11 protein-coding genes are annotated in these 14,952 nt (G+C 48.8%); 5 read left to right on the top strand and 6 right to left on the bottom strand.

Translation table 11 applies throughout. The features are described from left to right. The first annotated feature begins 10 nt into the window (after window positions 1-10). Entirely contained in the window at window positions 11-1,105 is a 1,095-nt protein-coding gene (locus ACZ5R2_RS16220) for a carbohydrate porin (RefSeq protein WP_464903538.1), read from the top strand. Between the two features lie 158 nt (window positions 1,106-1,263). On the opposite strand, the gene ACZ5R2_RS16215 is transcribed toward ACZ5R2_RS16220, so the two are convergent. Both ACZ5R2_RS16215 and ACZ5R2_RS16210 read right to left on the bottom strand, forming a co-directional pair. Continuing rightward, complete coding sequence (locus ACZ5R2_RS16215; RefSeq protein WP_464903539.1) at window positions 1,264-1,515, bottom strand: hypothetical protein; 252 nt, start codon at window positions 1,513-1,515, stop codon at window positions 1,264-1,266. Window positions 1,516-1,703: 188 nt separating this feature from the next. After that, the gene (locus ACZ5R2_RS16210; RefSeq protein WP_464903540.1) at window positions 1,704-2,153 is read right to left on the bottom strand and encodes a dCMP deaminase family protein; all 450 of its coding nucleotides are present in this window, start codon (window positions 2,151-2,153) and stop codon (window positions 1,704-1,706) included. A gap of 307 nt (window positions 2,154-2,460) precedes the next feature. Here ACZ5R2_RS16210 and ACZ5R2_RS16205 point away from each other — a divergent pair, with 307 nt between their 5' ends. Then, on the top strand, window positions 2,461-3,156 hold the full coding sequence (locus tag ACZ5R2_RS16205) for a MaoC family dehydratase (RefSeq protein WP_464903541.1): 696 nt from the start codon (window positions 2,461-2,463) through the stop codon (window positions 3,154-3,156). A 151-nt stretch (window positions 3,157-3,307) separates the two neighbouring features. On the opposite strand, the gene ACZ5R2_RS16200 is transcribed toward ACZ5R2_RS16205, so the two are convergent. Next, window positions 3,308-4,132, bottom strand: a complete 825-nt coding sequence (locus ACZ5R2_RS16200) for a phosphate ABC transporter substrate-binding protein (RefSeq protein ID WP_464903542.1) — start codon at window positions 4,130-4,132, stop codon at window positions 3,308-3,310. 264 nt (window positions 4,133-4,396) lie between these two features. On the opposite strand from ACZ5R2_RS16200, the gene ACZ5R2_RS16195 reads away from it, so the two are divergent. Beyond that, a complete protein-coding gene (locus ACZ5R2_RS16195; protein ID WP_464903543.1) occupies window positions 4,397-4,765 on the top strand; it encodes a DUF3024 domain-containing protein in 369 nt (122 codons plus the stop codon). Window positions 4,766-4,871: 106 nt separating this feature from the next. Here ACZ5R2_RS16195 and ACZ5R2_RS16190 read toward each other — a convergent pair whose 3' ends face one another. Continuing rightward, window positions 4,872-5,483 (bottom strand): YitT family protein, encoded by a 612-nt coding sequence (locus ACZ5R2_RS16190; protein WP_464903544.1) that lies wholly within the window; start codon window positions 5,481-5,483, stop codon window positions 4,872-4,874. A 374-nt stretch (window positions 5,484-5,857) separates the two neighbouring features. Continuing rightward, window positions 5,858-7,819: an exoribonuclease II gene (gene rnb, locus ACZ5R2_RS16185; protein ID WP_464903545.1), complete on the bottom strand. Its 1,962-nt coding sequence runs from the start codon at window positions 7,817-7,819 to the stop codon at window positions 5,858-5,860. A 411-nt stretch (window positions 7,820-8,230) separates the two neighbouring features. Here rnb and ACZ5R2_RS16180 point away from each other — a divergent pair, with 411 nt between their 5' ends. Beyond that, window positions 8,231-10,162, top strand: a complete 1,932-nt coding sequence (locus ACZ5R2_RS16180; protein ID WP_464903546.1) for a DEAD/DEAH box helicase — start codon at window positions 8,231-8,233, stop codon at window positions 10,160-10,162. Between the two features lie 171 nt (window positions 10,163-10,333). Here ACZ5R2_RS16180 and ACZ5R2_RS16175 read toward each other — a convergent pair whose 3' ends face one another. Further along, a complete protein-coding gene (locus ACZ5R2_RS16175) occupies window positions 10,334-10,627 on the bottom strand; it encodes a hypothetical protein (RefSeq protein WP_464903547.1) in 294 nt (97 codons plus the stop codon). A 78-nt stretch (window positions 10,628-10,705) separates the two neighbouring features. Between ACZ5R2_RS16175 and ACZ5R2_RS16170 the strand changes: the two genes are divergently transcribed. Beyond that, window positions 10,706-14,941, top strand: coding sequence for an Ig-like domain-containing protein (locus ACZ5R2_RS16170; RefSeq protein WP_464903548.1), 4,236 nt, complete (start codon window positions 10,706-10,708; stop codon window positions 14,939-14,941). Window positions 14,942-14,952 lie beyond the last annotated feature (11 nt).

Genomic DNA, 14,952 nt, shown 5'->3' with positions numbered 1-14,952 from the left:
CGGGGTTAATATGAACAATACATTTAAGCTTTCTCTTGCAGCTGTAATCGTTTCCACTGCCATTTCAGCCAATGCTGGAATTAGCGTCATTGACAACGATAAGGGAAACTTCTCTATCGGCGGTAACGTAGAGTTGAACTTCAACTACCAAGACCGAGAGTCGAACACGAATGGCAACAGTGAATTTAATCAAGACGGTCGTGTACTGATAGAGTTTGCCGGTGAAAAATATTCGTCCACGGGTTACTACGTCGGCGTCAAAGCAGAGCCTCTGTTTGAAAGTACAGGTGCCGTTGCGCTGGATGATGCGTACTTCACCTTTGGTAAGCAAGATGGATGGGCAATCACGGCAGGACGTTTTGAGGCATACGATATGTTCCCAGTCGGCTTAGACGTCTTTCTTGAGTACTCGGGCGATACCGCAAACGACCTATACAGTGGCGATAGCGCTTACATCTATCAAATGAAAGAGGCACGTGGTCGCGGCTCAGACGGTCAAATCATGTATAACCAGACATTTGGTGATCTGTACTTAGAACTGAGTAGCATGATTGGCGATCGCACGGATTTGTTTGCCGACACTTATCATGGCGTTGAAATAGACAGAGAAGCATCAAAAGACTCGTTTATCGTTCGTCCGGTTATCGCTTATCAAATGGGTGACGTTACCCTAGCGGCTGCAATGGAGAAAAACCTGGTCAGCGATGCGATTGTGGATGTAAACGGCAGAGATATTTCGGATAGAACGGGTTATGGTCTAACAGCTAATTGGACAGCAGGTGATTGGGCAGTGAATGCAAACCTTGCGTACCTTGATGCTGTCGATGAGACCAACTCATCAGTTGGTGTGAACGCCTTGTACTCTGGTTTCGGCCTTGGTTACATCTACGCCGCGAATGAGTACGACTCAAGTTGGGCTACGGGTGATGTGAACGTTGGAACAGTATACGCTTCTTATGAGTTCAGCGATGTTCTGAATGTTGAAGACTTCTCTGTGCTTCTTGGTAGCTATTACACCTCGGTAGAAAATGACACTGCCCACAGCGAAGCTTTCGCTGAGCACGATGACTTTGGCGCACGAGTTCGTCTATTTTACGAGTTTTAATTAGAGCATCTTGAACAAAGTTGGCACAACCTTGCTTGGTCATGCTCTTAACGCTTATCTTTAATCCCCCGCAGTGATGGATAAGCGACGGGTGACCAAATGCGCTACAGTCTCTAATGCTGTAGCGCATTGGCAACGGGGATGTCTGGGTTTTTGAGTTACATCTCTTTGTTAGATGGAGCACAACCGAGATGTTGAAGGAGAATATAAAGACTTTCTTGGTCAAGGGCGACGCGGCGAAATAGGTCGGCAAACAAATCGTCGCCACCAAAGCAGGTCTGGATGTAGTGATTGATCTCTTGCTCGTTGTAGCCTTCGACATACATGGTTCTCACCCACTGATACTCGACCGATTGAAGGTTGTTGAGCGTTTGCTCACTAAGCGTAGGGCGTGCCAAAGGTAACTCCATGCATAAATTTCATTGCACAACATGATGTGCGTGTAACTTTCCTAACGTGCCACTGATTTAAACAGCTCAAAGTTAAGGAATGATGACAGCATCGAGTGTAGGGGTTGGAATGTCGCAGATATGCGCATTGCTTGGAATAGAAAAGCCTGAGTTTTACTCAGGCTTTTTAGTCATTCTATTTTGGTGGCTTAGGGCTGTTCGAGCTGGTCAATAGGGAGCCAGTTGACCTTGACCCCAGCTTGCAGAAACATATCTTGGCTGACCTTAATCTTATCTCCCCAGCGTGACAGAAAGTCTTCACTTTGCTCAGGGCAGTGCACCGCAGCAATGCCAGTTTGAATGATCTTGGCTGCACAGTTTGGGCAAGGAAAGTGCGTTACCCAGATATCACAACCATCGAGGTCACGCTTGGCAAACAGGATAGCGTTCTCTTCGGCATGCAGAGTCTTTAGGTACTTCATATCGCGATCATCGGTATCAGCACTGTCAGAGATCCCGTGTGGATAGCCATTGAAGCCGACAGAAACAATCCGGTTATTTTTGGTGATCACGGCACCGACTTGTGTCGAAGGATCTTTACTCCACGACCCCACCAGTTGTGCCATTTGGTAAAAGCGTTGTGCCCATTTCGTAATCATAGGTTTTCTTCAGATCTAATCATTGAGTTATAAGAACTATGTAACCAGATTATTCCCCAAATTCAAGGCTTTTCACATTTTGAAACTAAACCGTCATCTGTGTCTAAACGCCACTACAAGCAGCCTGAATTGGCTAACGGGTACTAAGATCGACAATAAAATAGCGTATGGTTTATAACGTGATGATATTAAAGAAAAATGACCATTTCGGCATACGCGTGTTCGCAACAAACCTTTTGCACCTTGACAGTAAGCGAGTAAAATTGTGGTCTGTCCAGTTTTTCTGGAATGATTTTTTGAGGTATTTATGAAAGTTGTGGACATCTTTAAACATCGCAGTGAAGCGGTCTCTAAGTATCAAGAGGAGCTGTTGCGGAAGGTATCTCCAAGTGTTCTTGAATATTGGCATGAGATCCGTAGCAAAGCGAACAACCGCGCCCTGTTTACTCGCCTAAGAGATTTGAGCGAGCCAGCGGTGAATGAGCCGAGTATTGAACCGGTTGAAAAGCCCGCTGCACCAACCTTTGAGATCAAACCAGAGGCCCAGGCTCTCTACACTGAGCTGCAAACCAAACTTGGTGAGGTCATCCACACCGGTGACTGGATAACGGTTGATCAAGAGCGCATCAATAACTTTGGTGCGGTAACAGAAGACCAGCAGTGGATCCACACTGACCCTGAGCGTGCTGCTGATGAGTCGCCATTTAAAACCACGATTGCCCATGGCTTTTTGACGCTAGCACTGCTTCCGCGTCTAACTGACTCAGTCGACCCAAAAAACAATCTTTTCCCAACGGCGAAGATGGTGGTCAATATCGGCCTGAACTCAGTACGTTTCCCGTACCCAGTAAAATCAGGCAATAGAGTACGTGCCGAGAGTACCTTGACCAAGGTGACCCCAATCAAAAAAGGCCTGGAGATTGAGCGCGAGATCAAGGTCCAAATCGAAGGCGTTCGCCGCCCAGGCGCAGTAGTCACCTCAGTGATCCAACTACACTTTTGATTTGCCCCAATGTTAACAAAGCCGAGCACAAGCTCGGCTTTGTCGTATAAAAACCAATAAAGGAGCGGAGGAGCGAGTATTTGACCGCGTGCCTTGAACTCCTCGCTCCTCGTAGGGCAAAGCCCATATACGAACCTCGTCCCTCAAAGGATTATTTATCCTTTGCAATCGGAGTATACCCATACTCCTCAATCAACTCTTGAGCGCGCTCAGTTTGTAAATAAGCAAGAAATTGCTTGCTCTCTTGGCTGAGTTTCTCTGGGTTATACACTAACAGAAACGGGCGTGATAGTTGGTACTTACCCAGTGCGATAGTGTCATTGTCCCCGTCAATACCCTCAAATGCGACCGGCTTGACGGATCGGTCTACCGAACCCGTAGAGATAAAACCAATCGCTTGGCGGTTGTGATTGACGATGGTTTTCACCATGCTGTTGCTGTTCACCACCAGGTTGTTTGGGTCGATAGCGGAGACGGAGCGGTCATTGATCACTTTAGTCAGTCCAAGCAGGCTCTCAAAGCTGTAACGCGTCCCTGATGACGCCTCTCGAGTCACGACAGCAATAGTTTGGTCATGCCCACCCAGTTCTTTCCAGTTGGTCACTTTGCCCTTGTAGATATCATAAAGCTGCTCTCGGGTGAGATCAGCGACTGGGTTGGCACTGTTTACAACCACGGTCAGCCCATCATGAGCTAGCTGGGTGACGGTATACTCAGCTCGCTGCTCTCGTTCGGTCAGATAGCGTGACGTCATGGCGATCTCTACCACGCCATTAGCGACTAAGGTAATCCCTGCTGTAGAGCCAATGCCCTGCACAGCAACAAATGATTCTGGGTGGGTGCGGTTATACTCTTCGGCTAGCACGTCCATTAACCTTGCCACGGACGTCGAACCTGAAATGGTGATGTCTTTCGCCATCACTGAACTTACAGTGAGTCCCAGAGACAAAACCAGTGCCATTAATACTCGATACATACTACTCTCCATGTGTTAACTGGTTAATGATTCTATCGCTATCTTGCGACACTTTTGTGGAACTGTGAAGCTGCCGAGTGGAAAATAGTAGATCCCGTAGCCAAATCAATGGCAAAGTAAAACGAAGTCTATCAGTTGGTCATTAAACTGCTTGAAAACTTGCCTGGTGGTGGTTCAGGTAGTCTAAAATTGGATTGAGATTCGTACCGCTTATAACGGCCTTGGACGTTCGGGCTGCGGGGACGTGTCGCACAGGGAGTTTGTATGAGTTTAGTCAACTTACTGCAAAGGCAGGTCGAGAGCCGAGCGAGCGCGGCCTGCCATAATCGCAATCGTAATCTACCGGTCGACTTCGGCGTGTCGTGCTTTGAAGCGATCCCCAATGGCGTTGAGTTTATCAAGCGCCACTACTTACTCGATTCCGCCCACAGCGATTACTCCACAGGCGTTGCCCGCATCGTCTGGAATCACGACAGCAAACTGTGGGAACTGCAGATCCCCGTTGAGTCAGAAACGATTAAAAACCCACAAACCCTCTCCGATTGGATGCACTACCCCTACCTAGCCAGCAGCAACGACTTAACGGCTTTGATCCGCGAAGTAGAAAAAGACCCGAAAGGGTGTTTTTGGTAGGCGGCTTTCGCCAGGTACGCTTCGCTCCGGGGTACGGGTACGCTGCGCTTCGAGGTGCGAGGGTTCTCCAGCGCGCTAAAAATCTCTCGAATCTCGCTTCTCGCCTCTACCCCTCAGGGTAGCCCGCCGGATTGTAGCGCCCAGGCTTGTGGTTCATGGCGATAATGAGATTGGTCAGGATAGCTGCGCCAATCGATAGGCCGATGATCCACAGTGGCATGATCAGCAATGAGAGTGCGACGATGGTGCAGTCTAGGCCCATCTGAACTTTACCCGCGCGTAGGTTAAACCGCTCTTGCAAAAATAGCGCGAGGATATTAAACCCACCTAGGCTCATGCGATGGCGGAAAATTACCAATAAGCCCATACCTATTAAAGTGCCACCCATTGCTGCGCCATAGAGGGCGTTGACCATGGCAAAGTCGATAACTAGGTAAAGGTAGTCCACCATTACTGACACCAAAGTGACCGCTATAAAGGTGTTAATGGTAAAGCGCCAACCCATGCGGGTGACTGATAACAGGTAGAAGGGCAGGTTGATGGCAAAAAACACCTGGCCAAAAGAGAGCTCGGAGATCTTGGTGATATACAGTGCCAAGCCCGCTGTACCGCCCGTGAGTAGCCCCACCTGATTAAACAATGCCACGCCAAGTGAGACCAAAGCGCACCCTGTGACCAGTGCCAGCAGGTTTTCTACCAGTGAGTGCTCATTATCCATATGAATACACATCCTATTGTTCTTTATAGACTTATTGCTCAAGGATAGTGTTTGGCGCACGATTGTCGAATTGGGGAACGAATTAGGTTCTCATGCAGTGTAAAGCTATGAAGACACAAAGGGTTACAGAGGCGAGAAGCGAGAGTCGAGAGGCGAGTAAAACACTGCGCGCTGCATGTGTCAGTTCTCAAAGTTAGGGGGGCAGTAGTGGAACGTTCTCTTGATTTGTTGTTTATGGAGTAAAAAAAGCCAGACAAAAAGTCTGGCTTTAATCTAAGTGCGAGGAACTAAACTATGTTCCGAATAGCGACAAATTGTCTGCGCGCGCGAAACACCTCGAATCTCGAAGGGCGATAGCCCGCTCTCGCTTCTCGCTACTGCTCTTCAACAGGCTTAGCAACAAGACTACGCGTCTCTTGATTAACCTCAACAAGGGTTACTTTAAGCGTGTCACCTAGGCGGTATACGACCTCTTTATCGATCGATAGTGTGCCTTGGTCGCCGTCGCAGGCTAGGCGCTGCTTATTATCTAGCACGACTGAGCCTGGGATAAACGCGCTTGCGCCGTTTTCTAGTAGGCGTACGCGCATACCCGCGCGGTTGATATCGAAGATCTCAGCGGTAAATGGTGTTTGTGTGCTTGGTTCTTCAGATAGCGTGCGGGCGTATAGCCAGTCACCTACGGTGCGCTCAGCAATCTTGTGGAACTTACGGTGCAGGGCAAGCTCTTCACCGACGGTCTCGTCTGGGCGCTGCACTGGCTCTTTGTTCATGATGTGCGCTTTAAGCATACGGTGGTTAATCATGTCACCGTATTTACGGATTGGCGATGTCCACGTCGCGTAGATATCCAGACCCATGGCGAAGTGTGGCAGTGGCTCGTTGCCGACCTCACTGTAGGTTTGGAACTTGCGAATACGGTTATCAAGGTAAGCCGTCTCTTGCGTTGATAGCCAGCGGCGCAGCTCGGCAAAGCCTTCTAGAGTGGCGATTGATTCAACCGTAAACGGCTGCGCTTGGTCAGCGTTGACTAGTTCAATCACATCTTGCAGCTTCTCGGTCTTGATACCCGCATGGGTGTTGAAGACACCTGAGCCAAAGTGGCTTTGTAGCGTCTTACCAGCACAGATGTTGGCGGTGATCATCGCTTCTTCAACCAAGCGGTTGGCGCTGCGGCGCATATCGGCATGGATAGCCACCACATCGTTGTCTTCGCTTAGCTCGAAGCGGTAGTCAGGGCGGTCAGGGAAAACCACCGCATTGTTTTCGCGCCAATCGGCACGCGCCAGTGAGAAGTCGTAAAGGTCACGCACAACCTGCGCAATCTCATCGCTTGGTGTCCAGTGCTCAGAGCTGCCGTTCTCTAGCCAGTCAGAGACATGGTCGTAAGCGAGACGAGCGTGTGACTTCATATTGGCAGCAAAGAATTTGATATCGTTACCAATCACGCCATCTTTAGACACGGTGACGGTGCAGCATAGCGTTGGGCGAATTTCACCTTCAATCAGTGAACACAGCTCATCGGCCAGATCACGAGGCAACATTGGGATATTGCGGCCAGGCAAATAGATAGTGTAGCCGCGTTGACGCGCCACTTTGTCCATATCATCTTCTGGCATAATGTACGCAGTAGGATCTGCGATAGCGATGGTCAGCTCAAAGTCACCGTTGTCGGTCTTTTTCGCAAACAAGGCATCGTCCATATCCTTGGTTGATTCACCATCGATGGTCACAAACGGTACGTGAGTCATATCGACACGCTCAAGGTCCGCATCGTCTTTGATTGCCCAGTTCTCGATGCCCTCAGGCTCGGTATTTGGCAGATCGTTCTGCGCAAGTGTTACCCACCAAGGTACAATCTTGTCATTGGCATCGGTGATTTTTTCGGAGATCTCGACGAAGAAGTCGTTGTCACCCTTGAGTGGATGGCGGATCAAGTGCGCAACAACCCAGTCACCCTCAGCAAACTGGTCTTGCTTGAGACCCTTTTTGGTTTTTGCTTTCAATGACAGCTTTTTCAGCTGTGGGTGATCAGGAACTACGTTCAATTTACCCTTAAACAGCTTAATGCGACCAATAAAGCGGCCCACACCTTGCTCGATAAGCTCTTGCGGCTCAGCGACTTCTTTTTCTTTTTCAGTGCGGATAATGGCACTGACCTTGTCACCATGCATACACTTTTTCATGTACGGTGGCGGGATAAAGAAGCTGGTTTTGTTGTCGACTTCTAAAAAGCCAAAACCACGGTCGGTTGCTTTGATGGTGCCTTCTTTTTTAGGCAGGTTTTCTTGGATTTGCTGCTTAAGTTGAGCCAGTAGAGGATTGTCTTGAAACATAGTCTCGGGTGTTAGTTACAGAATCTGCGCCCACTATAATCATTGAACGTGACAATATCTATACTATTGTGTGTACGTAAAAGGCATTTAGCGAATTGTTGAGTGTTAGGTGTGTTTAAAAATTGAACAGCATGAATCGCTTGTGGGCTAGCAATTAATTGCGACAAAATGATTGCGTTGGCGTTTTTGTGCTGCATTTCATACAAGCGTAAAGAAAATATGTGAGCAGCCTCAATTTTTTCTGGCTTTTTTTGTGTATTTGCGGAATAATCCCCGCCCTTGATGATGTCCCTAGTGCTTGATGCGATTTAAAACTCATCCGCATCTGAATGGAATCAGCTCTTTATTGGATTGGTATTGGATTTGGTAGAGCTCGTGGGACCTTTTGTTTAATCTTTTATGGGATCCCCAATGCAAGATTCTGTTATCAAATTTAGCGATCTATCGCTGAATGATTCTATCCTTTCTGCTCTTGACGGAATGGGTTTTGTTTCTCCGACTCCTATCCAGGCAGCGGCTATTCCTCACCTAATGAAAGGTGGTGATGCTCTAGGTAAAGCGCAGACCGGTACCGGTAAAACTGCGGCTTTCTCTCTTCCTCTTCTAAACAAGATTGATCTCTCACAGCGTAAGCCTCAAGCAATTGTTCTTGCTCCGACTCGCGAACTAGCAATCCAAGTTGCAGCGGAAATGAAGAACCTAGGTAAGAACATCTCTGGCCTAAAAGTTCTTGAAATCTACGGTGGTACTTCAATCGTCGATCAAATGCGTGCACTGAAAAACGGTGCGCACGTTGTAGTTGGTACACCAGGCCGTGTTCAAGACCTAATCAACCGCGATCGCCTACACCTAGACGAAGTTCACACGTTTGTTCTTGATGAAGCAGACGAAATGTTGAACATGGGTTTTGTTGACGACGTGACTGAAATCATGGAGCACGCTCCTGAGTCAGCGCAGCGCGTACTGTTCTCTGCAACTATGCCGCCGATGCTGAAAAACATCGTTGAGCGCTTCCTACGTGAACCAGAAACTATCGATGTTGCTGGTAAAAACCATACCGTAGACAAAGTAGAGCAGCAGTTCTGGGTTGTGAAAGGCGTAGAGAAAGACGAAGCAATGTCTCGTCTACTTGAAACCGAAGAAACTGACGCGTCAATCGTATTCGTACGTACTCGTCAAGACACTGAGCGTCTATCTGATTGGCTAACTGCGCGTGGCTTTAAATCCGCCGCTCTTCACGGTGATATCCCGCAGTCTCAACGTGAGCGCACAGTGGATAACATCAAGCAAGGCGTGATTGATATCCTGGTTGCGACTGACGTTGTTGCACGTGGTCTTGACGTGCCACGTATTACCCACGTATTCAACTACGACATCCCATTCGATGTTGAGTCATACATCCACCGTATCGGTCGTACTGGCCGTGCTGGTCGTAAGGGTAAAGCGATCCTATTGGTTCGCACTAACCAAATGCGTATGCTTCGCACTATCGAACGCGTGACTAAGTCATCAATGGAAGAGATCCAGCTTCCACTGCGCGATAAAGTAGCAGAGGCACGTCTAGTCAAGCTAGCAGCTGAACTAGAAGCAGACAAAGAACACAAATCACTAGAGAAATTTGCTGAGCTAATCGAAAAGCTGCAAGAGTCTCTAGAGATTGATGCAACAACCCTAGCAGCGATTCTTCTGAAGCGTCAGCAAGGTAAGCGTCCTCTATTCTACATGGGCGAAGACCCAATGATCGCGGCTATCGAGCGTGATAAGCAGCGTCGTCGTGACCGTCGTGATGGTGGCCGTGATGGCAACCGTGGTGGCCGTGACTTCAACACTCAAGACTGGGATACGTACCAGCTTCAGGTTGGTCGCGAGCAAGGCGTTCAGGTTAAAGACATCGTTGGCGCACTAGCAAACGAGCTTGGCCTAACCAAAGGCTCTATCGGTGCGATCAAGCTAGACCGTGGTGAGACTTACGTACAGCTGCCAAAAGCGATGCCATCTGAAGTGGCTGGCAAGCTAAGCAAACTACGTATCCGTCAGAAAGAAGCGGGTGCGGTAGTGGTTGATTTCAACGATTTCCGTGAGCCTCGTGGTCGCCGTGATGGTAACCGTGGTGGTCGTGACGGTGGCCATCGTGGTCGTCGTGACGGTGATCGTGGTGGTTACCGTGGTAACCGTGACGGCAATCGTGAAGGTGGTCGTCGCGAAGGTGGCTTCCGTGATCGCGATGGTAATGGTAATCGTGAGGGCGGCGAGCGTCGCTTCGACCGTAACCGTGGTGGCGATCACCGTGGTAACTACCGTGGCGAGCGCGGTCATGGCCGTCGCCGTGACAACCAAGAATAATCTCTAATACTTAAGTGTATTGTGAAAGGAGAGCCGAGTGCTCTCCTTTATTGTATCTGCTGATAAATCCTCCTCCTCCCACTGACACAATACGAATACGATCGCCGTTTACTACACTTAATTACTTGTCTTCTCATGTGCGCAGTGTTGTGTGGAAACCGATCACTTTACTTAATATAACCCACTGATTTTGTTACGAAGCATTTCTGAATAGTGTGATTTTGTTTCAAAAAATGCGCTAATACACTCAGTTTCATTAGCGGCTTGGCCACAGTGGAACCAATTGTGGTTTCCACCTTTTTCTCTTTCTACCATTTGTTGTGTTGATAGCCATTCTGCAAAACGGTTTGTGGTTATTGAACTCCAACCCGCTGGGGGATTGGAGGGCTTTTTTGTCGATGCACAAATCCTCTCAATGGCTAAAGGACTTTCAATGGTAAAGGTGGAGGCAGTTGTCGAACTCATTATGACTTATCTTAGGGAAAAGTAATGAATTTCAAATGGTTGAGTATTCCTTTAATACTCATATTATTAGGGTGTAATATGAGCTCTGATCAAGAGAGCCCCCCACCACCTATCGACAGTCACCGCTTTACGATTTCAGGTGATATCTTAGCCGATACTTTAAGTGCTGAGCGCTTGGATGTTATTGCGGGAACACAATCCGTGCATATGGCACGTGATCTTGACCAAGGAGAGTATCAGGTTAGCTTTGAGCTTAATGCGGATGAATACCAAGCCTTGAGCGATCAGCCGATCACACTCCGAGCCAGCCTGTCAGATCGTTCCGAGCTAAGTTATTTTACCGCGCAGACCCTCGCCGATTTTGTGGATGACGAGTTGAGCTCCATGGTTCTCTCGTCATTAAGCTCAGCAGAGTATGTACTTGCAGACGAGGATGGACAGGGTTTTGTTGATCACGACCAGTGGCACCGATACCTCGAATATCGCTCACCAGATCACTCGGATATGTCACTGTTGCAATTGGCGACAGCGCAGCAGCATGTTTTACTCCATGGCAATGATCAACCGGCTGACTATCAATGGTTGGAGAGCCTTAAAGACAATCGTAATTGGAATGATTGGCTGGCCAATAATGAACAAGACCTTGGCGCCACGTGGGAGAGTTTGTTTATCGGTGAAGCTGCGATTGAGCTAGAGCGTGTATTGGATCTCGACAATCAAGACGCAGAGCTTGAAGACTGGTTTGACAAGGCTGATGATATTCTCGATATCAACCCAAGCGCCTGTTTGATATCAATTATTCATGATGGTGACAGCGCGTCTGGCCGAGGTGAAGTCGGTGATGAGTGGGCACTGAGAGCATTTGCGGTCGATGCCAACAGCGGATTGCCAATCAGCAGTGTTCATTCATGGCACACCAGTAATACCAGCGTGTTAGATATCACTCAGCATGGGCACGTGACCCTAAAATCGCCGGGTGTTGAAACGCTCTCTGTACAAACTACTTACAATGACCAAGTTTGTTTTGACGCCTTTGACGTTACGGTGACAGCGCCTGACAACGAGGTGGAGCTAACTGGGGTGCGTATCGCTACCTTACCCGAGTGGCTTTACCGCTCAGAATCCGTCGCGGTAAAAGCGATAGGCACATGGTCCGATGGCACAATGACCCAAATTGAGAGCTTAGGTAACTGGCACTCAAGTAATGAGGCGATCGCCAGCTTTGACCAGAACCGGGTCTTTGCTCACAAGGCCGGTGAGGTAGCGATTAACTTTGACTATCAAGGTGAAAGTGCCACCGCCTATCTAGAGGTCAAATCACTGCCAGATCAGGTGCCGAGCGTTGATTTTTTGGTGATGCACGGTGACATTATCGACAAAGAAGTCGGCAGCACGTGGACCTTATCAGCACGCGCGCACTACTCTGATGGGGAGCAGCGTGATGTAACGCATATGGCGCATTGGGGATCATCAAACCCACGTGTGGTCAGTGTCGCAGAGGGGAGGGTGACCGCACTATCGCCGGGCTATGGTGACATTATGGTGCTGCTTGATGGCCTGAGCCAAAATGTGCGCCTGACCGTGACGGAAACCGATGAAGTGCCAGCCAAACCAGAGTCACTACGCATCGAGGGTTATGATGGCCCGAAACTGGTCGGTGAGTCTTGGCAGCTCGATGCGATGGTGACATTCGATAATGGTCGCGTACTGAACATGCGCAATAACGCCATTTGGACCTCATCAGATACGTCGGTGGCGACAGTGCGCAATGGCTTAGTGTCTGCCGTGGATGAGGGCAGCGCTGAGATCAGTGCGACTTACGCTGGTGTAACGCATCAAGTGAGTGTGGAAGTTTACCTGCCAGAGCCTGAGCTGACCGCAATCAAAATTGAAGGGAAAAACGTGCCTAAGCCGATTGGCGGCGCGTGGCAACTGCAAGCCTTTGGTTACTTTGATAATGGGCAAAAGCTGGAGTACACCGACTTAGTCGATTGGCACAGCAGCAACTCGGCTATCGTCTCGGTATCGAGTGGTGTCGCCACCGCTATCGCACCGGGTACGGTAAGTATCAAGGCCACTTTTGAGCAGTTTGAACATACAACGATGCTCACCGTTAATGCACCTTCGCCTACCCATATTGAGATTGACTTTGCCTCGGACTCACTTGAGATAGGCCAATCGCAGCCGCTCAAAGCCTACCGTGTGTATGCCGATCAGAGCCGCGATGAGTTGACCGATAACCTAATTTGGAACTCTTCGACGCCAAGCGTCGCCCATATAGAGCAAGGGCGTGTAATCGCCAACAGCGAGGGGCACACCACGCTTTCCGCGCGCTACTTTGGCTATCACGCCGAGCGAATGCTGTCGGTGACCTATCCAGTGCCTGATGCCGTCTACTTCGAGGGCAACTTTGACGGAATACGCAAAGGGGATGTGCGCAACATTCGCTTGTACGCCGACTATGGCGATGTGCTTGAGCCTCAGGATGTGACGCTGCTTGCCGCTTGGGGCTCAAGTGATGAGAGCATTGTCCAGGTGACTCACGGACGACTTGAAGCGATCGGCGTCGGTTTAGTCACGCTTTCGGCAAGCTGGAATGGCAAACAGACCGAACACACCTTTGAGGTCAGCCCGCCACAACTAGTCTCGGTATCACCGGATATTACTGGCAACGACTTGACCATCAAAGAGGGTGAGGGCATGAATGCGGCTTTAACCTTAACCTACTCGGATGATTCTCAGGTATTGGTTGGTGAGACGTGTTTTAACGCTTCGAGTGTTGATAAAGATGACTCGGATTTACGCATTTTAGTTGATTCTGATTGTGAGATCCGTGCATTACGCTCAGGTCAGTCAACAGTACGATTGTCTCATATTCCAGAGGAGCTGGTGGATGACTTGGAATCGCTTGGGATTAATATCCTTTGGTCCAGCAATTCTCGCTATGGTCATTACGCTCCGCTTGATGTAAATGCGCAAGAAAATCTGGCGCACTATCGCTGGGATAGAACGAGAGCGTCAATTCCACAAGGAATTACCAGCTCCTTGAACAAGCGTTTTGTTCAAGGTGAGCACGTATACAATCTCCATCGTGTATTCATTGCTAATAATAATATTGAGTATTGGCTAACGGAGCGTGCGGCAACTGGAAATGTCACCGAGAGAAAACTGACTAACATTGGTGAAGATACTCCGATAGTCATCCCGTCCTTGTCGGGTGGCGGCAGTGGCTACATCATTTATTTTACCGGAGGTCACCACCAGGGGTATGAAAATTACATCTATCATCTGGAGACTGATAAGCGGCAAAAAATTAGCTCCCATCCCGCGTTAGACCCCACTGATAATGGCAATATTTTTAATCCGAGTAATATTTATGAGCAGCTCAACTGGGTGAATGAGAATGGTGATATTATCGTGATTCGTCATGGCTATCACAGTGGTGCAGATAATCGCTTTCAGGTTAACTCTTACTACTATACCTACGCAACGGATAGCTGGCAGCATGTTGAAAAGATAGCGGAAGCAGATGGAAACCATAATAAACTGCATATCGCAGAAACGCGCAAGGGTGATCATTTTATTGTTATTGAGGCCTCCCAAGAAAAAGGTGGCGACAATCGTGTTTACTTGATCGATAAAGCGACGGGCAAAACGGTTCGCACTGATGATTTCTTGATGTCTGGCGATGGATTGTGTACCCCATACCACCAATACTCCTATACGCATGCGTGGAGTACAACCTTTACGGGCAATGGCAGCTATCTGTTTAGTTGTCGAGATGGTGATAACGACCGCAATTTTGTCTGGCCGGAAAGTGAGGATTTCGAGCTGAGTATAGCTTGGCCTGATGGCTATGAGCAGCGTGAGGACCCGGTTACGTTTCACCCCTATGGCGATAAACTCTTTGTGAGTATGGGAGTCGGTCGCTACAGTCCAGGTTCACGAAGAGATGTGATCATGGCCCAAATGGACTTACAGAGCCATGAGGTGGAATATACTCACTTTGAGCAGTTACTGATGCGCAGTATTTATGTGACTGGGTCTAACAGTAACGTTATAGCCAATAGTGTGAGGCATCTGAACTCTGATGCTCAAGATAAAATGCTGATCAATCCCTACGTCGAAGATGAAGTTGTGCTGATGGCCGGCGAAGGGCAGATGTTGGTGTACCGACAAGGTGAATGGAAGGTTGACCTCGATATGTGGGGTATTCCAGACGGGGCTGTTGGTGGCCAACTTTACGCTGTGGATGGTACTTGGGTCATAGTACACAATCACGATTTCTGGACCTTGCGCCTGCGAGAGCAGTAAATGCACTCTAC

It is taken from the genome of Vibrio sabulosilitoris, assembly GCF_055391395.1.
The sequence above is the reverse complement of the archived record's forward strand: the minus strand, read 5'-3'. Positions and strand labels throughout refer to the sequence as shown.

What these genes read in the sequence shown, in the direction of transcription:
- ACZ5R2_RS16195 (WP_464903543.1), top strand. Translation starts at nt 4,397, where the DNA reads ATGAGTTTAGTCAACTTACTGCAAAGGCAGGTCGAGAGCCGAGCGAGC.
- ACZ5R2_RS16180 (WP_464903546.1), top strand. Translation starts at nt 8,231, where the DNA reads ATGCAAGATTCTGTTATCAAATTTAGCGATCTATCGCTGAATGATTCT.
- ACZ5R2_RS16220 (WP_464903538.1), top strand. Translation starts at nt 11, where the DNA reads ATGAACAATACATTTAAGCTTTCTCTTGCAGCTGTAATCGTTTCCACT.
- ACZ5R2_RS16170 (WP_464903548.1), top strand. Translation starts at nt 10,706, where the DNA reads ATGAGCTCTGATCAAGAGAGCCCCCCACCACCTATCGACAGTCACCGC.
- ACZ5R2_RS16190 (WP_464903544.1), bottom strand. Translation starts at nt 5,483, where the DNA reads ATGGATAATGAGCACTCACTGGTAGAAAACCTGCTGGCACTGGTCACA.
- rnb (WP_464903545.1), bottom strand. Translation starts at nt 7,819, where the DNA reads ATGTTTCAAGACAATCCTCTACTGGCTCAACTTAAGCAGCAAATCCAA.
- ACZ5R2_RS16200 (WP_464903542.1), bottom strand. Translation starts at nt 4,132, where the DNA reads ATGTATCGAGTATTAATGGCACTGGTTTTGTCTCTGGGACTCACTGTA.
- ACZ5R2_RS16215 (WP_464903539.1), bottom strand. Translation starts at nt 1,515, where the DNA reads ATGGAGTTACCTTTGGCACGCCCTACGCTTAGTGAGCAAACGCTCAAC.
- ACZ5R2_RS16210 (WP_464903540.1), bottom strand. Translation starts at nt 2,153, where the DNA reads ATGATTACGAAATGGGCACAACGCTTTTACCAAATGGCACAACTGGTG.
- ACZ5R2_RS16205 (WP_464903541.1), top strand. Translation starts at nt 2,461, where the DNA reads ATGAAAGTTGTGGACATCTTTAAACATCGCAGTGAAGCGGTCTCTAAG.
- ACZ5R2_RS16175 (WP_464903547.1), bottom strand. Translation starts at nt 10,627, where the DNA reads ATGAGTTCGACAACTGCCTCCACCTTTACCATTGAAAGTCCTTTAGCC.